Below are 18,368 nucleotides of genomic sequence, written 5' to 3' on the forward strand. Positions count from 1 at the left end.
TGGATGTCCGATCCCGCCGCCGAGCCCCTGAAGCTGATCGCCCTCGACGCCGAGGATCTCGCGGTCGTCTCGGCGCATCTGCAGGATGCGGTGGTGCGCAAGGGCGACATCGCCTGGCTCCCGGCCGAGCAGCGTTTCGCGCTCGCCTTGCGCCGCTTCGACTGGGAAGGTGCTGAGCGCGGCCAGAAGCGCCGTCGCCTCGCGGCGCTGCATTTCGAGCGTGTCACCAGCGCGCGCAGCGTCAAGATCGAGCCCGGCGCCAAGGATGCCGTCTTCAGCCTGCTGGCGGTGACCTTCGCCGAGGCGCAGAGCCCGGCGGGCGAGGTCACCCTGCATTTCTCCGACGGGGCCGCGATCCGGCTCGGCGTCGAATGCATCGAGGCCCAGATGAAGGATCTCGGGCCGATCTGGGAGGCCGCGGCCACCCCGGCCCATCCCGATCCGGGCTGAACTCCTCCTCCGTCCAGGACTTTCCATGCCGATCAGGCTTGATGCACGTGATGCCGGTTTCGAGCAGGGCTTTGCCGCCCTGCTCGCGACCAAGCGCGAGGTTTCCGAGGATGTCGACCAGGTCGCTGCGGCGATCATCGCCGAGGTGCGGACGCGCGGCGACGCGGCGCTGCTCGATTATACCGCACGCTTCGACAAGCTGGAGCTGACGCCGGCGACCTTGCGCGTCACCGAGGCCGAGATCGAGGCCGCTGTCGCCGCCTGCACGCCCGAGCAGCTTGCGGCGCTCGAGACGGCGCGCTCGCGCATCGAGGCCTATCATCTGCGCCAGAAGCCGGCCGATTCCTGGTCGCGCGACGCACTCGGCGTCGAAAGCGGCTGGCGCTGGAGCGCGATCGAGGCCGTCGGCCTCTATGTGCCCGGCGGCACGGCGAGCTACCCGTCCTCGGTGCTGATGAACGCCGTTCCGGCCAAGGTCGCCGGCGTCGAGCGCCTCGTCATGGTCGCCCCGACCCCGCGCGGCGAGAGCAACCCGCTGGTGCTGGCTGCGGCGCGGCTCGCCGGCATCGACGAGATCTACCGCATCGGCGGGGCGCAGGCGGTGGCCGCGCTCGCCTATGGCACGCAGACCATCGCCCCCGTCGCCAAGATCGTCGGCCCCGGCAACGCCTATGTCGCGGCAGCCAAGCGCCGCGTCTTCGGTACCGTCGGCATCGACATGATCGCCGGCCCTTCCGAGGTTCTGGTCCTCGCCGATGCCAGCGCCAATCCCGACTGGATCGCGGCCGACCTGCTGGCCCAGGCGGAGCACGACACCGCCTCGCAATCGATCCTGATCACCGATGACGCGGAACTCGCCACCGAGGTCGAGCGCGCGGTCGCAAGTCAGCTCAAGACGCTGCCGCGCGCCGAGATCGCGGCCGCGAGCTGGGCCGATTTCGGCGCCGTCATCCTGGTCGAGACATTGGAGGCGGCGATCCCGCTTGTCGACCGGCTGGCCCCGGAGCATCTCGAGATCGTCACCGGCAATCCGGAGCGCCTTGCCGAACGCATCCGCAATGCCGGGGCCATCTTCCTCGGCGGTCACACGCCGGAGGCGATCGGCGACTATGTCGGCGGTTCCAACCACGTCCTGCCGACGGCGCGCTCGGCGCGCTTCTCCTCCGGGCTCGGCGTGCCGGATTTCATGAAGCGGACCTCGCTGCTGAAATGCGATGCCGGTGCCTTGCGGGCGCTCGCCGGCGCGGCGGTCGAACTCGCCGAAGCCGAGGGCTTGCAGGCCCATGGCCGTTCCGTGACGATCAGGCTGAACTGAGGCGCCGATCGCGATCGCGCAGATTCGGCGCCGGCAGGGGAGGGCACATGTCCGAAACCAACCGCCTGGTCGGCGTCACGCTCGATGAAGCTTCGCTCGGGCGTGGCGCGCCGGATCAGGAGCATGAACGCGCCATCGCGATCTACGACCTGATCGAGCGCAACAGCTTCGCCCTGCCGGGATTCGATGGCGGGCCCTATGCGGTGCATCTGGCGCTGGTCGAGCGCCGCCTCGCCTTCGAGGTGCGCAGTGCCGACGGGGCGGCGCTCGTCACCCACCATCTCTCGCTGACGCCGCTGAAGCGGCTGATCAAGGACTACGAGATGGTCTGCGAGAGCTATTATGCGGCGATACGGACTGCGACACCGGCGCAGATCGAGGCGATCGACATGGGCCGGCGCGGCCTGCATGACGAGGCCGCGGTCATCCTGGTCGAGCGTCTCGCCGGCAAGGTCGTGCTCGACCGTGAGACGGCGCGGCGCTTCTTCACCCTGATCTACGCGCTGCACTGGAAGGGCTGAACGCTTGGAGCCGGCCCCGCGCAAGCTCCAGAGTGTGCTCTTCATGTGCGCGCTGAACGCGGTCCGCTCGCCGATGGCGGAGGCGATGGCCAAGCATTTCTTCGGCAGGTCGATCTATGTCCAGTCGGCCGGCGCGAAGAAGGGCGAGACCGATCCGTTCGCGCTCGCCGTTCTCGACGAGATCGGCATCGATGCCCGCAAGCACCGGCCGAAATCGATCGAGGAGCTGGAAGAGTGGGAGGGGCTCAACTTCGACCTGATCGTCACATTGTCGCCGGAGGCTCACCACAAGGCGCTCGACCTGACCCGGACCACCGCTGCCGAAGTCGAGTACTGGCCGACGGCCGATCCCTCCGCCGTGCAGGGTTCGCGCGAGCAGGTGCTCGATGCCTATCGTGAGGTCCGCGACGGGTTGATGCGCAGGATCAAGGCGCGGTTGAAAAGCTGAAGCCGAATGCCGGCGCAGAAGCGATGGCCATGCGGCCTGGCGGTGATCCACCGAGCGCCATGGCCGCAGCCGAGGACGGCGTCACGAATAGGTGTCCGGAACCGGGTACACGAGATTGCAGCTGGCATAAGCGCCTTCGCACGTCGCCGAATGGCTAAATGATGCAGGAGGAAATGGCGTCACAATCCATGATGTTCTACAATAAGTTGTAATATTGTGGAGTGCTAAAAACGTTTAATGATTAGTTAATGCATGAATATCATCTGCTTAATAAAAAATCAATACAGCGCCTTCAAGTCATGCATTCGTATCTTATGCCTAGGCGCGCCGAAAGACTGCAACGATATGCGGCAGAACCCTATCCCCTCATGCACTCGATCCGAGGGGCGTGGACGACTGCGCGACGGTCTGGCGATCGCAGCCCTCATCATTTCCTCCGGCCTCATCGCCATGACCGGTCTGCCCGGACGGAGCGACACGCCTAGCCAGGAACTGGCGGCGGTGTTCCCGCCCTGGACCAGCAGCCGCGAGGCCGCGGCGCGCAGCCTCGCGGCGGGCATGCGGGTTCTGCGCAGCGGCGCCCTGCCTTTCGTGATGATCGTCGCAGCGAGCGAGCAAGAGGCCGTCAGACCGGACGGCGCCTTGCTGCTGCTGCGGCTCGAAGGGCTGGCAGGCTGTCTTTCCGGCGGAGCCGCTTCATGATCCTGACCTTGCCCGGCCTGCGTGATCTGACGGCGCGCTGCCTGATCGGCCTTGCCTTCGTCCATGTGCCACTTCTGGCGGCCACGGCGACGATCCTGGGCAATCTCGCCTTCGCCCCTGGTGCCGGCGGCTTCGTACTGGCGGCTGCCGCCCTGTTGGCCTATCGCACGCGCGGAGCCACGACCGCGACCCAGCTCGTCATCGCGACGGCGCTGATCGGGCAGGTCTCGATCTTCGTCGCGAGCTTCGCCGGCCATCCCTGGCAGCCCGACAGCCACATGTATTATTTCGCCGTGCTCGCGCTGCTGGCCGGCTTCTGCGACTGGCGGCCCATCCTCATGGGCGCAGGGCTCACTGCAGCGCATCACCTGGTTCTGCAATATGTCCTGCCCGCGGCCGTGTTCTATCAGGGCGGCAGCCTGGCCCGTGTGCTGCTGCACGCCGTCATCGTCGTGGTCGAGACCACCTTCCTCACTGCCATCGCGGTGATCACCGCCCGCATCCTCGCCGAGAACGACGCCAATCTGCGCCGGGCGGAAGAACTCGTCATGCGCGAGCGCCGCGCCAGCGAGCTCGAGAAGAGGAATGCCGAAGAGATCGACGCACGCTCCCAGGCGATCCGCGAGATCGTCGGTGGCTTCCACCGCGAGATGGAGCATGCCATGGCCGTGCTCGACCGGGCGGCGGAGGCCATGCAGGTGAATGCCCGCGAGCTGACGGGCGCTTCCGAGCAGGCGCGCCAGCAGAGCAGCGTCGTCGCCCATTCCTCCGGCGAGACGACGCGCAGCATCGATCAGACCGCCGCAGCAGCCCAGGAACTGGCGAGCTCGATCGCCGAGATCGGCCGCAGCGTCACGCATTCCGCCGATAGTTCGAAGGCGGCGGCGGCGCTTGCCCGCACCGCGAGCGCCGAGATCGAGGCCCTGGCCCAGACCAGCGAGAGCGTCGGGGCCGTCGTCGAGATCATCCGCGGCGTCGCGGCGCAGACCAGCATGCTCGCGCTGAATGCGACCATCGAAGCGGCCCGCGCCGGCGCGATGGGCAAGGGCTTCGCGGTCGTCGCCAGCGAGGTCAAGACCCTCTCGACCCAGACCGCCAACGCTACCGAGGAGGTGGCGCGCTCGATCGGCGCCATCCAGACCGCATCGCAGCGCTCGCTAAAGTCGATCCGCGCGATCGTCTCGGCGATCGGCGAGGTCGAGACGGTCTCGGTCGCGATCGCCCATGCGGTCGAGGAGCAGAACCGCGCCACGAACGAGATCGCCCATGAGGTGCAGATCTCCTCCGACGGGGCCAATCGCAGCGCCGAGGCGCTCGGCGGCTTCCGGACGGTGACGGCACGCACCCATGACGCGGCCGCGGAGTTGCAGCAATCCTCGGACGATCTGGCACAGCAGGCCTCTAAGATTCGCCGCGAGGTCGCCGAGTTCTGCGAGAAGGTCGCGGCCGCCTGAGGCCGTCTGCCTACCAGCTCCGTCCAGGCCCGACGGTGCCGATGCCGAGCCAGGTGCCGAGCGTGGCGGCGATGTCGGCAAAGCTCTCGCGCCGCCCGATCGGCCCGGCCGCGACGCCAGCTCCGAAGGCGAGCACAGGCACGTGCTCGCGGGTATGGTCGGTGCCCGGCCAGCTCGGATCATTGCCGTGATCGGCGGTGATCACGGCCAGGTCGCCGGGTCTCAGCCTCGCCTCGAGCCTCGGCAGGTCGCGATCGAAGGCTTCGAGCGCCGCCGCATAGCCGGGGATGTCGCGGCGGTGGCCATATTCGGTGTCGAAATCGACGAGGTTGACGAAACAGAAGCCGCCATCCGGCAATGTCTCGACCGCTTCGAGCGCGGCCGAGAACATCGCCGCATTGCCGAAGGGCTTGATCTCCAGCGCCGTGTTGCGATGAGCAAAGATGTCGCCGATCTTGCCGACGGTGACGATGGCACGGCTCTGCTGCGCCAGCCGATCCAGAATCGTTTCGTCCGGTGGCGGTATGGAGAAGTCCTTGCGGTTGCCGGTGCGGGTAAAACCGGACTCGGCCGTGCCGATGAAGGGGCGGGCGATGACGCGGCCGATCCTGAGCGGGTCGACCAGAATCCGGACCTTGCGGCAAAGCTCGTAGAGTCGCTCCAGCCCGAAATGCTCCTCATGCGCCGCGATCTGCAGGACAGAGTCGACCGAGGTGTAGCAGATCGGCTTGCCGGTCGAGATATGCTCCTCGGCCAGCTCGTCGATGATCGCCGTGCCGGAGGCGTGCTTGTTGCCGAGGATGCCGGGCAAGACTCCTTCGCGGATGATGGCGGCGACGAGGTCGGGCGGGAAGGAGTTCTCCAGCGCGGTGAAATAGCCCCATTCGAACGGTACGGGGCAGCCGGCGATTTCCCAGTGGCCGGATGGCGTATCCTTGCCCTGGCTGACCTCGACGCCATAGCCGTACTGGCCCTGCGGCGCTTCCGGTCGCGCGACACCGGCCAGCGGCTTGCCGGTCGAGGCTTGGCAGGCATGGCTCAGCCCCAGCCGGGCAAGATTGGGAATAGCGAGCGGCCCGCTGCGTAGTCCTTCGCGGTCGCCGCGGCCCTCGGCGCAAGCCTGGGCGATATGGCCGAGCGTGTCCGCACCGGTATCGCCATAGCGGGCCGCATCCTCCGCCCCGCCACAGCCGACGGAGTCGAGCACGATCAGGATGGCGCGCGTCATCGTCAGTCCCGCACCGCGGCCGTTTCGGCCGGTTCGAGGTTGAGGGCGGCGGCGAGCAGGGCCCTGGTATAGGGCTCGCGCGGCCGGGCGAAGACCTCCTCGGCCGGGCCTTCCTCGACGACCTTGCCGTTCTGCATGACCAGAACCCGGTGCGACAGCGCCCGTACGACCTTGAGGTCGTGGCTGATGAAGAGATAGCCGAGCTTGCGCCGTGTCTGGAGCGCGCGCAGCAGCTCGACGATCTGAGCTTGCACCGACATGTCGAGCGCCGAGGTCGGCTCGTCGAGCACGACGAATTTCGGATCGAGGGCCATGGCGCGGGCGATCGCGATGCGCTGGCGCTGGCCGCCGGAGAATTCGTGCGGATAGCGGTCCATGGTCGCCGGATCGAGTCCGACATCGGCGAGCGCCTGCGCCACGATCTCGCGCTGGCGCTGATAGCTCAGCCCCTTCTGCTGAACGGTCAGCCCCTCCGCTACGATATCGGCGACCGACATGCGCGGCGAGAGCGAGCCATAGGGGTCCTGGAAGACGACCTGCAGGTCCTTGCGCTTCGGCCGGACGGCGGCGGCCTTGAGCCCGTCGATCCGGTCGCCGAGAAACAGGATCGGCCCTTCCGAGGAAATCAGCCTGAGGATGGCGAGCCCTAGCGTCGTCTTGCCCGAGCCGGACTCGCCGACGACGCCGAGCGTCTCGCCCTCGCGGACTTGCACAGAGATGCCGTCGACGGCCTTCACATGGCTGGTCGTGCGCCGCAGCAGGCCGGTCTTGATCGGGAACCAGACCTTGATCGGTCCGGCTTCGAGCAGCGTTACGGCGCTCTCCGCCACCGGCTCCGGTCGGCCCTTGGGCTCGGCTGCAAGCAGCCGCCTCGTATACTCGTGCTGTGGTCGCGCAAATATCTCCGCTACCGGGCCCTGCTCGACGATCCTGCCCTTCAGCATCACGCAGACCCGGTCGGCGATGCGCCGGACGATGCCGAGATCGTGGGTGATGAATAGCACGGCCATGCCGAGCCTTGTCTGCAATTCCTTGAGCAGGGTCAGGATCTGCGCCTGGACGGTGACGTCGAGCGCCGTGGTGGGCTCGTCGGCGATCAGGAGGTCGGGCTCGTTGGCGAGCGCCATCGCGATCATCACGCGCTGGCGCTGGCCGCCGGAAAGCTGGTGCGGATAGGCGTCGAGCCGGCTTTCGGCATCGCGGATGCCGACGAGGCTGAGCAGTTCGAGCGTCCTTGCGCGCGCCTTGTCGCCGCGCAGCCCCTTGTGCAGTTCTAGGATCTCGCCGATCTGCCGCGCGATTGTGTGCAGCGGGTTGAGCGAGGTCATCGGCTCCTGGAACACCATGGTGATGTCGTTGCCGCGCACCTTGCGCATCGCGTCCTCATCGGCCGCGATCAGATCCTGGCCGTTGAACAGCACCTTGCCGGAGGGGTGATGCGCTGCCGGATAGTTCAGCAGCTTCAGGATCGACAGCGCCGAGACCGATTTCCCCGAGCCGGACTCGCCGACCAGCGCCAGCGTCTCGCCCCTGGCGATCTGGAAGGAGACCTTGTCGACGGCGAGCGTCTCCTGCCCGCCCTGGCGGAAGGCGACGGAGAGGTCCTGGACGGAGAGGAGGGGAGCGGTCACGCGAAGGTCTTCCTGGGGTCGAAAGCATCGCGGACCGCCTCACCGATGAAGATCAGCAGCGACAGCATCATGGCGATCACCACGAAGCCGGCGAGGCCGAGCCAGGGCGCCTGCAGGTTGGCCTTGCCCTGCGCGAGCAGTTCGCCGAGCGAGGGCGAGCCGGGCGGCAGGCCGAAGCCGAGGAAGTCGAGCGAGGTCAGGGTGGTGATCGAGCCGTTGAGGATGAAGGGCAGGAAGGTCAGGGTCGCGACCATGGCGTTCGGCAGGAGGTGCTTGACCATGATGGCGCGGTCGGTGAGCCCGAGCGCCCGGGCGGCGCGCACATATTCGAAATTGCGTGCGCGCAGGAACTCGGCCCTGACCACGCCGACCAGTGCCACCCAGGAGAACAGCAGCAGGATGCCGAGCAGGACGAAGAAGCTCGGCGTGATGATCGCGGCGACGATGATCAGGAGGTAGAGCGCCGGGATCGAGGTCCAGATCTCGATGAAGCGCTGGAAGATCAGGTCGGTCCAGCCGCCAAAATAACCCTGCACCGCCCCGGCGGCGATGCCGATCACCGAGGAGACCGAGGCCAGGATCAGCCCGAACAGGATCGAGATGCGGAAGCCGTAGATCAGCCTCGCGACGACGTCGCGGCCCTGGTCGTCGGTGCCGAGCCAGTTCCATTCGAGGTCGCGGCAGGTCGCGCCGCCCGTGCGCTCGGCGATCGGGCGGCATTGCTCGTCCTTCAGCATCCAGGTTGGCGGGGCAGGGGCCGGCACCGGCAGGTCGAGATTATGCGTGCGGTAGGAATAGCGGATCGGCGGCCAGAGCACCCAGCCATGCGCCGCGATCTCCCTGGCGATCACCGGGTCGCGGTAATCGGTGGTGGCGAGGAAGCCGCCGAACTTCTCCTCGGGATAGTTTACCGCGACCGGGAACAGCGTCTCGCCCTTGTAGCGGACGAGCAGCGGCCGGTCGTTGGCGATGAACTCGGCGAAGAGCGAAAGCACGAACAGCGTCAGGAAAATCCACAGCGACCACCAGCCGCGCTTGTTGGCCTTGAAGCTGTTGAGGCGGCGCCGGTTGATCGGTGAAAGCCTGAGCCAGCCCTGGCGCGCCGCAATCGGCGCGCTTGCAGGGGTGGCGGCGCGCAGGGCCGGCGGCGGGACGTCGAGCAGCGTGTCGCCCATCTCAGGCCTCCCGCGATTCGAAGTCGATGCGCGGGTCGACCCAGGCATAGGTCAGGTCGGTGATCAGGTGCACGACGAGGCCGATCAGCGAGAAGATGTAGAGATTGGCGAAGACCACCGGGTAGTCGCGATTGACGATCGCTTCGAAGGAGAGCAACCCGAGCCCATCGAGCGAGAAGATCGTTTCGATCAGCAGGGAGCCGGCGAAGAGCGCGTGCACGAAGGCGCCGGGAAAGCCGGCGATGACGATCAGCATCGCATTGCGGAAGACATGGCCGTAGAGCACGCTGCGCTCGGACAGCCCCTTCATCCGGGCGGTCAGCACATATTGCTTCCTGATCTCGTCGAGAAAGGAGTTCTTGGTCAAAAGCGTCGAGGTCGCGAAGGCGCCGAGCGCCATCGCCGTCACCGGCAGCGCGATATGCCAGAGATAGTCGAGAACCTTGTCGAGCGGGCCGAGCTGCGCCCAGTTCTCCGAGGTCAGGCCGCGCAAGGGGAAGATCTGCCAGAACGAGCCGCCGGCGAAGAGCACGATCAGGAGGATCGCGAACAGGAAGCCGGGGATGGCGTAGCCGACGATGACGACAGCGCTCGTCCAGGTGTCGAAGCGCGAGCCGTCCTTGACCGCCTTGCGGATGCCGAGCGGGATCGAGATCGCATAGGAGAGCAGGGTCATCCACAGCCCGAGCGTGATCGAGACCGGCAGCTTCTCCTTGATCAATTGCAGCACCGGCGCGTCGCGGAAATAGCTGCGGCCGAAATCGAATGTCGCATAGTCCTTCAGCATCTTCAGGAAGCGCTCATGCGCCGGCTTGTCGAAGCCGAACTGCTTCTCCAGCTCCTTGATGAAGGCCGGGTCGAGCCCTTGTGCGCCGCGATAGGCCGAGCCCGAATCCATGGCCTGCGTCCCAGCATCGCCGCCTGCGCCGCCACCGACGCGGTCGGCCGCGCCACCGCTGTTCGGGTTCTGGAGCTGCGAGATCACGCGCTCGACCGGCCCGCCCGGCGCGAACTGCACGATGACGAAAGAGATCAGCAGGATACCGAACAGGGTCGGCACCATCAGCGCCAGGCGCCGGGCGATGTAAGCCAGCATCAGCGGCAAAGCTCAGGTCGAGAGAAGACGAAACGCGGCATGGACGAGGTGGCGCGCAGTTCGCGGTGAATAGTGTTCATGACTCGCTCTCCGCTGCCATAATGATTGCCGGGAGGTGAGCGAGCAATGCGGGCAATGCCGTTCGTGCCGTCTCCCAGACAATGACGAGATTGATGTCGAAATAGCCGTGCGCGATACGATTGCGCATCCCCTTCATGCTTTTCCAGGGCACATCCGGGTAGCAGTCGAGGAAATCGGCATGGCTTTGCAGCAATCTGGTCGCAGCTTCACCGATGATCACGAGGTTCAGGATAACGGCCTGTTGCGTGCGCTCGTCGGCCAGAAAGTCGGCTTTCTCCATGCCCTCGATATAGCTTCCCGTCTTGCGCGCCGCGTCGGCCATATGCCGTAGATAATCGGCCAGTCTCTGGCGATCGCTCATACCGGCTGCGCCTCGGCCAGCACGTGATGGCGGAAGCTGGGCGGCAAATCTTCGGCGGTCAGAACATCCACGCTGACGCCAAGCAGTTCCTCCAGCGCGACCTGCAAGCCGCCGAGATCGAACAGGGTTGCCCCTGGGAGAGGGTCGATCAGGATGTCCAGATCGCTGTCCTGTCGATCCGTGCCACGCAGGACAGAGCCGAAGATGCGAGGATTGCTGGCGCGGAAACGGCTCATTGCCTCGCGCACCGCGTCGCGGTTCAGAGCAAGAGCGGTCGATGGCTTCATGGCAGCTTCTTACCTGCTTCGTCGTCCGGCGGCACACCCTGCAATCAGCTAGCCCTTCCCGATCCGCTTCGCCTTTTTAGGATCGTACCACCAGATCGCCGGGGCACCGGAGGAGAATTTCGGCTTGGTCTGGGGCCGATCGTACATGTCCCAGAAGGCCAGCCATTCGCTGGCGTTCCACCACATCGGGATCCAGTAGCGTCCGGCCCGCAGCAGCCGGTCGAGGCATTTGGCCGCGACGACGACCTTGGCGTAGCTGTCGGCTTGGCCGATCTTGTCGAGCATCGCGTCGATCGCCGGGCTCGAAATGCCGCCGACATTGCGCGAGCCGCGCGTCTTGGCCGCCTCCGAGCCGTACACGACGCGCAGCGAGTCGCTGGGTATCGCGCTGCCGCTCATCGCGCGGCTGATGATGTCGAAGTCGAACTCGTCGAGCCGGCGCTGATATTGTGCGCCATCGACGATGCGCGAGGTCGCATTGATGCCGAGCCGCTTGAGATTGGCCTGGAAAGGCTGGGTATGCGGCTGCAGCGACGGCGTCGAATCGAGGAACTCGATCTCGAAAGGCTGGCCGTTCGGCAGCTTCAGCACATTGCCGTCGCGCTTGCAGCCGGCGGCGCGCAGCATCTCGTCGGCGCGGCGCAGCAAGGCGCGGTCGCTACCGGAGCCGTCCGAAACCGGCGGCAGGAAAGGCTCGCCGAAGACCTCGTCCGGAACCTTGCCGCGGAAGGGCTCGAGCAAGGCGAGTTCCTCCGGCGAGGGCATGCCCACCGCCTTCGAATCCGAATTCTCGAAATAGGAGGTCGCCCGCGAGAAGGACGAGAACATGATGTTCTTGTTGGTCCACTCGAAATCGAACGCGAGGCCGAGCGCCTCGCGAATGCGCGGATCGGCGAATTTTTCGCGCCGGAGGTTGTAGATCCAGCCCTGCGAGCCGATCGGTTCGGTCTTCGGCAGGGCTTCCTTCTTGACCTTGCCTTCCTTGATCGCCGGGAAATCGTAGCCCGTCGCCCAGATCCGCGAGGTGAACTCCTCCTGGAAGGTGATCACGCCGCTCTTGAACGCCTCGAAAGCGACCTGCCGGTCGCGGAAATACTCCCAGCGCACCCGGTCGAAATTGTTCGTACCGATATTCACCGGCAGATCCTTCGCCCAGTAATCGGGGACCCGGTCGAATTCGATGAAGCGGCCCTGCTCGAAGCGCCCGACCTTGTAGGCGCCGGAGCCGAGCGGCGGCTCCAGCGTCGAGGCCTCGAAATTGCGGGTCGACCAGTACTTCTCCGAGAACACCGGCAGGCCGGCGACGATCAGGTGCAGGTCGCGGCTGCGCTTTGGCGAGAGCTTGACGACGATGAAGCCGTTACCCTCGGCGGTGGCCGATTCCATCTCGTTCAGGATCAGCCGGTAGCTCGGATGGCCCTTGGTCTTGAGGATGTTCAGGCTGAAGGCGACGTCGCCGGCGGTGACCTGCGAGCCATCGTGGAATCTCGCCTCGGGCCGCAGGCGGAAGCGGTAGGTCAGCTTGTCCTGGGAGACGGCGACGCTCTTCGCCAGCAGGCCGTAGAGCGAGCCGGGTTCGTCGCCCGAGCCGGCCATCAGGCTGTCGAAGCAGGCATCCATGCCGGCTGCGCCATCCCCCTGCAGCACATAGGTGTTGAGGGTGTTGAAGGTGTCGAAGCTCTGGTTGCCGCCAGCGCGCTTGATCTGGACGGTGATCGAGCCGCCCTTGGGCGCCTGCGGATTGACATAGGCGAAATGCGGGAAGTCGGGCGGTAGCGCCAGTTCGCCGAAGGTGGACAGGCCATGGATTTCGGCATCCTGCGCCAGGGCCAGCCCGCCCGGCAGGCCCGCGGCCCCGACCAGGGCGCCACCGGCCTCCAGCAGCCCGCGACGAGTGATCCGCACAGCCATTCCGTTCCCCTTGCGATTCGTGCCCTGAATATCCCGTTGGAGCGGGCCAAGGCCAGCACCATGCGCATAGGCCGGCATGGTGACGGCATTTGCATGGCGACCACAAGCAAAAGCCGGGCTTTCGGCCCGGCTTGCAAAGTCACATCGGTAGGAAGGCTGCTGCCGCCCTCACTCCTTCGGCAGCGGCTTGGGCGCGTCGGCCAGCGAGTTGAGATAGGCGACGACGTCGGCGCGCTGATCCGGCTTGCTCAGGCCGGCGAAGGCCATTGTCGTGCCCGGCATATAGGCCTTCGGATTCTTCAGGAAGCCGTCGAGCTGCTCGGCCTCCCACTTCTCCGAAGCCTTGCCCTTCATCGCCGAGGAATAGCCGAAGCCTTCGATGGAGGCCTTGTTGCGGCCATAGACGTCGAACAGATGCGGGCCGACCTTGTTGGCGCCGCCCTTCTCGAAGGTGTGGCAGGCCTTGCAGGCGCCGACGGCCTTTTCGCCCTTGGCCGGATCGGCCTTGGCGAGGCGCACCGCGATCGGCTCCTCGGCCGCTGCGGCCGGGGCCGCAGCGCCGCCGGCGGCCGCCGGCTCCAGGCTCGGCAGGTCGAAGCCGGGGATGGCCGGCTTCTTCGGGGCGAAGACGATGCCGGCGCCCATGTTCAGAGCCATTACGACGAGCAGCGTCGAGAGGCCCGCGCCGGCGATCTTGTTCAGTTCGATATTCATCGTCTCGGGACTCCCGGCCTCGCCGCGCGCGAAGCAAGATAGCGCTCTGGCCGGAGGCTCGCGCACTCCGGCACTCGCAGGCTGCTTAACCGCTTTGCGCGCTGCATTGCAACTCGTATAAGCACGCACCGCTTTGAGACCATTTGACGCTTCCGCCGAGCAAGCCCGCCACGATGCCAAATCCGCTGATCCTGATCCCCGCCCGCATGCAGGCGACGCGCCTGCCCGGCAAGCCGCTGGCCGACATATTGGGCGAGCCGATGATCGTCCGCGTCTGGCGCCGGGCGGTGGAATCGGGGGTCGGCGAGGTCGTGGTCGCGACCGACGAGGCCCGTATCGTCGCGGCGATCGAGCAGGCTGGCGGCCGGGCGGTGATGACCAGCCCCGCGCACCAGACCGGCTCGGACCGCATTAAGGAAGCCGCCGACATCGTCGATCCCGAGCGCCGGCACGACATCATCGTCAATGTCCAGGGCGATTTTCCGACCCTGGCGCCGACCGCCATCGCCGCGGCGGTCGAGCCGCTCGCCGATCCCGCCGTCGATATCGCGACGCTGGCCGGCGAGATCACCGATGAGGAAGAGAAGACGGCGCCGAGCGTCGTCAAGCTGATCGGCAGCGAGGTTTCCCCCGGCCGCATGCGCGCGCTCTACTTCACCCGCGCGACGGCGCCCTATGGCGACGGGCCGCTCTATCACCATGTCGGCCTCTACGCCTATCGCCGCGCGGCCCTCGACCGCTTCGTCAGCCTGCCGCAATCGCCGCTCGAATTGCGCGAGAAGCTCGAGCAGCTGCGGGCCCTCGAGGACGGCATGCGCATCGACGCGATGATCATCGATCACGTCCCGCGCGGCGTCGACACCCCCCCCGACTTGGACCGCGCCCGCGCGTTCCTGACACCAAGCGCCGGAGCCTGAAGACCATGTCTGTCGTCGTATCCTACCAGGGCGAGCCCGGCGCTTTCTCGTCGCAAGCTGCCCTGCAGGCCTTCCCGGATTGCGAACTCCTGCCGTGTCCGACCTTCGAGGATGCGCTCGCCGCCGTCTCCGAGGGCAAGGCGCGCTATGGCATGATCCCGATCGACAATTCGATCGCCGGTCGTGTCGCCGACATCCACCATCTCCTGCCGCGCTCGGGGCTGCACATCATCGGCGAGCATTTCTTGCCGATCCGCTTCCACCTGATGGCGGTCGAGGGCGCGACGCTCGCGACCCTGAAGACGGTGCAGAGCCACATCCATGCGCTCGGCCAGTGCCGCAAGATCATCCGCAAGCTCGGCCTCAAGGCCGAGGTCGCGGCAGATACGGCAGGCTCGGCGAGGCAGGTTGCGGAAGCCGGTGATCTCACCCGCGCCGCGATCGCCCCGCACATCGCCGCCGATGTCTACGGCCTCAACATCCTGATGGAGGATATCGAGGACGAGAAGCACAACACCACCCGCTTCGTGATCCTCTCGAAATATCCCGAGTTCGCCCGTCACGGCTCCGGCAAGACGGTCACGACGCTGATCTTCCAGGTCCGCAACATCCCCGCAGCCCTCTACAAGGCGCTCGGCGGCTTCGCCACCAACGGCATCAACATGACCAAGCTGGAAAGCTACATGGTCGACGGCCATTTCTCGGCGACGATGTTCTACAGCGATGTCGAGGGCCATCCCGACGATCCCGAGCTGAAGCGCGCGCTCGACGAACTCTCCTATTTCTCCAAGGAGATGAAGGTCCTTGGCGTCTATCCGGCGCATCCCTTCCGCGACACCTTCCCGGAGGCCGGAGAGTAACGCCGGCGCCCGCCCCGGGCAGTCGGGACGGCGAATACGGTATCCCAGCGGGTCGCGCTTGCGCCGGCCCCTGGGTCATAGCCTAGGACTTGCTGCAGGAGGCAAGTCATGGCGAAGAAGACGCAGGGCGCCGTCGAGCACGAATGGCTCGCGGCGCATGAATGTGCCAGCCGGATCGGCCTGACGGTACGGGCGCTGCGGCTCTACGAGCAGCGCGGGCTGATCCGACCGCGGCGCACGGACAAGGGCTGGCGGCTCTACGGAGCCGGGGAGATCGCCCGTCTCCACGAAATCCTCGCCCTCAAGCGGCTCGGCTTGTGTCTCAGCAGCATCGTGGCGCTGCTGCAGGGCAAGGCGATCGACCTCGAACGAATCCTGACACTGCAATCGCAGGCGCTGTCGCGGCATCGCGTCCAGGCCGAGCGCGGGCTCGCGCTCGTCGAGACTGCGCGGGCGACGCTCGCTGCCGGCCACACGCTCTCGATCGAGGATCTCATCACGCTCGCAAAGGAGACCAATATGACGGAGCTGACACCAGACAGCGTCGCGCGGCGACGCTATGAGCAGGCGAGGCCGCGCACGGCGGTCAGGCTCGATCCCGCGCTGTTCGAGCGCTATGTCGGCCATTACCGGCACCCGTCGGGCGCGATCATCGCGGTCGAGAGGCGCGGCGACAGCCTGTTCGGCCAGCTTACCGGCCAGCCGGCGCTCGAATTGTTCGCCGAGGCCGAGGACGCGTTCTTTCTGAAGGCCATAGCCGCACAGATCGCCTTCGCGGCGTCCCGCGGCGGGGCCGCGCCATCCCTCACTTTGAGTCAGGAGGGCTTCGACGTCGTCGCATCGCGGATCGACACCGATGAGGCGGCCGCCCAGGAAGCCGCAATCGCCGCCAGGGTCCGTAACAGGACGCCCCATCCGGGCAGCGAGGCAGCGCTGCGCGCCATCATCGTCGAGCAGCGGGAAGGGCGCACCGGCGAGGAGCGGATGAGCCGGGAACTCGCCATCGTCGTCGGCGAACAGTTCCCGTTCGTGCAGGCGGAACTCGCCGCAAAGGGGGATCTGCGCCAGCTGATCTTCAAGGGCGTCGAGCCGTCGGGGCCAGCCGACATCTACGAGGCGCAGTTCGCCAACGGCAAGCTGGAATGGGGCATCGGCCTGGCCGATGACGGCAAGGTCCATGCGCTCTGGCTGACGCCGTCGCGCTGACGGCGGTGCATATCGCCGTCAGGCGCTGGATGTCGGCATCTCGCCGTCGATGGCCCAGGCCTTGAGGATCGTGCTGGCGATCGCGATGTGCTGCGGGCAGCTCAGCCCGTCCGGATGCCGCCCGTCGATCATCAGCAGCGCTTCCTCTCGACTGAACCAGCGCCCGTCCTCGAGCTCGGTGCCGTCGAGCACGATGTCGTCGTTCAGCGCCTCGGCGATGCAGCCGATCATCAGCGAGCTCGGGAAAGGCCAGGGCTGCGAGGCGATGTAGCGCACCGCCCCGGTGCGCAGGCCCGCCTCTTCCCAGGTCTCGCGGCGTACCGCGTCCTCGAGCGTCTCGCCGGGCTCGAGGAAGCCGGCGATGCAGGAATACATCTTCGGCGCGAAACGCGCCTGGCGGGCGAGCAGGCATTTGTCGCCGCGTACGGCCAGCATGATCACGACCGGGTCGGTGCGCGGAAAATGCAGCGCGCCGCATTGCGCGCATTCGCGCCGCCAGCCGCCGCTGACCATCAGCGCCGGGCCGCCGCAATTGGCGCAGAAGCGGTGCCGCGCATGCCAGTCGAGTATCGCCTTGGCCTCGCCGAGCGGCCCGACCTCCTCGGCCGGAACCAGGCGCTTCAGCGCGACGCTGCGCAGATCGCTGACCACCAGGTCCTCGCGCTCGCGTAGCGGGTCGGTGAGCTGGCGCTCGATCAGCCGCCCGAAGCAGGCCTGGCCTTCCGGATGGATGCCGAGAAAGACCTCGTCGAGCGCTTTGCCGACGCCGTCCGCCTGCGCTTCGTCGAACCAGATCGTCAGGTCTTCCGGCCCGATTCGCCGCAGGATCGGCGTCTCGCCCGCGACGATGGCATGGCGCGTGCCTGGACTGGCGCGATAGCGCGCGACCGCATCGGGCTGGTCGCGCTGGTCGCCGCGTCGGTCGAGCGGGTTGGTGGCGAAGCCGGTGAGGGCGGAGCGTTCGCGGGGGCGGAAGGCGTCGTTCATGACACCTGTCCTAGCGCGCTTTCGAATCTTCCGGAACGGCCGAAAGCGAAGAATTCGTATGCGCGCAAATGATCCCCCGGGCGCGCCGCTACTGCCCCTCGCGACCGCGCAGCAGATGGATGATGCCGGAGAAGTCGGTGCCGCCTTCGCCCCAGGCATTGTGGAGGGCGTAGAGCTGCGCCGCAGCAGCGCCGAGCGGCGTCGAGGCGCCCGCCGCCTGGGCCGCCTCCTGCGACAGCTTCAGGTCCTTCAGCATCAGCGCGGAGGCGAAGCCCGGCTTGTATTCGTTGTTGGCCGGCGAGGTCGGCACCGGGCCGGGCACCGGGCAATAGGTGGTCAGCGACCAGCACTGGCCGGACGAGCTCGAGGCGACGTCGAACAGCGCCTGATGCGACAGGCCGAGCTTCTCGGCCAGCACGAAGGCCTCCGAGACGCCGATCATCGAGATGCCGAGGATCATATTGTTGCAGATCTTCGCCGCCTGGCCGTTGCCGGCATCGCCGCAATGCACGACGCGCCGACCCATGGCCGAGAGGATCGGCTCGCCCTTGGCGAAAGCCTCGTCGCTGCCGCCGACCATGAAGGTCAGGGTCGCGCCCTTGGCGCCGCCGACGCCGCCCGAGACCGGCGCGTCGAGCGAGAGGCAGCCGCGCTCGGCGGCGCGCGCATGCGCCTTGCGGGCGCTCTCGACGTCGATGGTCGAGGAATCGATCACCAGCGTCCCCGGCGCCACGGCGGTCAGGATGTCGGCCCAGACGCCGAGCACATGCTTGCCGGCGGGCAGCATGGTGACGACGACCTCCGCCCCTGCCACCGCATCCTTGGCAGAGGCGGCGATGCCGACTCCGAGCTCGGCGGCTGCGTCCTTGGAGGCCTGCGACAGGTCGAAGGCTTTGACCGTATGCCCCGCCTTGACGAGGTTGCCGGCCATCGGCCCGCCCATATTGCCGAGCCCGATGAAGGCGATCGTGGTCATGGTCGTTCTCTCCCTGCCTGTATTTCGGGTCGTCATCCCGGCCGCAGC

At 66.9% G+C, this 18,368-nt stretch carries 19 protein-coding genes; 9 read left to right on the forward strand and 10 right to left on the reverse strand.

Annotation, left to right across the window (positions count from 1 at the left end):
• Positions 1–3: 3 nt before the first annotated feature.
• From J0J10_RS01130 to J0J10_RS01155, 6 genes are all read left to right on the forward strand, one after another.
• A complete protein-coding gene (locus tag J0J10_RS01130) occupies positions 4–450 on the forward strand; it encodes a DUF2948 family protein (RefSeq protein WP_291644582.1) in 447 nt (148 codons plus the stop codon).
• Positions 451–475: 25 nt separating this feature from the next.
• Positions 476–1,765, forward strand: coding sequence for a histidinol dehydrogenase (gene hisD, locus J0J10_RS01135; RefSeq protein WP_291644584.1), 1,290 nt, complete (start codon positions 476–478; stop codon positions 1,763–1,765).
• A gap of 47 nt (positions 1,766–1,812) precedes the next feature.
• On the forward strand, positions 1,813–2,286 hold the full coding sequence (locus J0J10_RS01140) for a UPF0262 family protein (RefSeq protein WP_291644586.1): 474 nt from the start codon (positions 1,813–1,815) through the stop codon (positions 2,284–2,286).
• A gap of 43 nt (positions 2,287–2,329) precedes the next feature.
• Positions 2,330–2,734: an arsenate reductase ArsC gene (locus J0J10_RS01145; protein ID WP_291636687.1), complete on the forward strand. Its 405-nt coding sequence runs from the start codon at positions 2,330–2,332 to the stop codon at positions 2,732–2,734.
• 252 nt (positions 2,735–2,986) lie between these two features.
• Entirely contained in the window at positions 2,987–3,436 is a 450-nt protein-coding gene (locus tag J0J10_RS01150; protein WP_291644588.1) for a hypothetical protein, read from the forward strand.
• Positions 3,433–4,890, forward strand: coding sequence for a methyl-accepting chemotaxis protein (locus J0J10_RS01155; RefSeq protein ID WP_291644590.1), 1,458 nt, complete (start codon positions 3,433–3,435; stop codon positions 4,888–4,890). Before J0J10_RS01150 ends, J0J10_RS01155 begins: the two co-directional genes overlap by 4 nt.
• Positions 4,891–4,900: 10 nt before the next feature.
• Here the strand turns inward: J0J10_RS01155 and J0J10_RS01160 are convergent, their stop codons facing one another.
• From J0J10_RS01160 to J0J10_RS01195, 8 genes are all read right to left on the reverse strand, one after another.
• Positions 4,901–6,118 (reverse strand): phosphopentomutase, encoded by a 1,218-nt coding sequence (locus J0J10_RS01160; RefSeq protein WP_291644592.1) that lies wholly within the window; start codon positions 6,116–6,118, stop codon positions 4,901–4,903.
• A gap of 2 nt (positions 6,119–6,120) precedes the next feature.
• Positions 6,121–7,749: an ABC transporter ATP-binding protein gene (locus tag J0J10_RS01165; protein WP_291644594.1), complete on the reverse strand. Its 1,629-nt coding sequence runs from the start codon at positions 7,747–7,749 to the stop codon at positions 6,121–6,123.
• Complete coding sequence (locus J0J10_RS01170; RefSeq protein ID WP_291644596.1) at positions 7,746–8,924, reverse strand: ABC transporter permease; 1,179 nt, start codon at positions 8,922–8,924, stop codon at positions 7,746–7,748. Before J0J10_RS01170 ends, J0J10_RS01165 begins: the two co-directional genes overlap by 4 nt.
• Position 8,925: 1 nt before the next feature.
• A complete protein-coding gene (locus J0J10_RS01175; protein ID WP_291644598.1) occupies positions 8,926–10,020 on the reverse strand; it encodes a microcin C ABC transporter permease YejB in 1,095 nt (364 codons plus the stop codon).
• Between the two features lie 76 nt (positions 10,021–10,096).
• A complete protein-coding gene (locus J0J10_RS01180) occupies positions 10,097–10,462 on the reverse strand; it encodes a HepT-like ribonuclease domain-containing protein (RefSeq protein WP_291644599.1) in 366 nt (121 codons plus the stop codon).
• Positions 10,459–10,749 (reverse strand): nucleotidyltransferase family protein, encoded by a 291-nt coding sequence (locus J0J10_RS01185; protein WP_291644601.1) that lies wholly within the window; start codon positions 10,747–10,749, stop codon positions 10,459–10,461. Before J0J10_RS01185 ends, J0J10_RS01180 begins: the two co-directional genes overlap by 4 nt.
• A gap of 48 nt (positions 10,750–10,797) precedes the next feature.
• Complete coding sequence (locus J0J10_RS01190; protein ID WP_291644603.1) at positions 10,798–12,660, reverse strand: extracellular solute-binding protein; 1,863 nt, start codon at positions 12,658–12,660, stop codon at positions 10,798–10,800.
• Between the two features lie 168 nt (positions 12,661–12,828).
• Positions 12,829–13,374, reverse strand: coding sequence for a c-type cytochrome (locus J0J10_RS01195; RefSeq protein WP_291636668.1), 546 nt, complete (start codon positions 13,372–13,374; stop codon positions 12,829–12,831).
• A 173-nt stretch (positions 13,375–13,547) separates the two neighbouring features.
• Here J0J10_RS01195 and J0J10_RS01200 point away from each other — a divergent pair, with 173 nt between their 5' ends.
• The 3 genes from J0J10_RS01200 to J0J10_RS01210 all read left to right on the forward strand — a co-directional run bounded on the left by J0J10_RS01200 (position 13,548) and on the right by J0J10_RS01210 (position 16,357).
• Positions 13,548–14,291, forward strand: a complete 744-nt coding sequence (locus J0J10_RS01200; protein WP_291644605.1) for a 3-deoxy-manno-octulosonate cytidylyltransferase — start codon at positions 13,548–13,550, stop codon at positions 14,289–14,291.
• Between the two features lie 5 nt (positions 14,292–14,296).
• Positions 14,297–15,151 (forward strand): prephenate dehydratase, encoded by an 855-nt coding sequence (locus J0J10_RS01205; protein ID WP_291636665.1) that lies wholly within the window; start codon positions 14,297–14,299, stop codon positions 15,149–15,151.
• A gap of 108 nt (positions 15,152–15,259) precedes the next feature.
• The gene (locus tag J0J10_RS01210) at positions 15,260–16,357 is read left to right on the forward strand and encodes a MerR family transcriptional regulator (protein WP_291644608.1); all 1,098 of its coding nucleotides are present in this window, start codon (positions 15,260–15,262) and stop codon (positions 16,355–16,357) included.
• Positions 16,358–16,375: 18 nt separating this feature from the next.
• Here J0J10_RS01210 and nudC read toward each other — a convergent pair whose 3' ends face one another.
• Positions 16,376–17,344, reverse strand: a complete 969-nt coding sequence (nudC, locus tag J0J10_RS01215; RefSeq protein WP_291644610.1) for an NAD(+) diphosphatase — start codon at positions 17,342–17,344, stop codon at positions 16,376–16,378.
• 88 nt (positions 17,345–17,432) lie between these two features.
• Complete coding sequence (mmsB, locus tag J0J10_RS01220) at positions 17,433–18,320, reverse strand: 3-hydroxyisobutyrate dehydrogenase (RefSeq protein WP_291644612.1); 888 nt, start codon at positions 18,318–18,320, stop codon at positions 17,433–17,435.
• Between the last annotated feature and the right edge of the window lie 48 nt (positions 18,321–18,368).

The sequence above is a fragment of the Allobosea sp. genome (assembly GCF_017308075.1).
Taxonomy (GTDB): Bacteria; Pseudomonadota; Alphaproteobacteria; order Rhizobiales; family Beijerinckiaceae; genus Allobosea.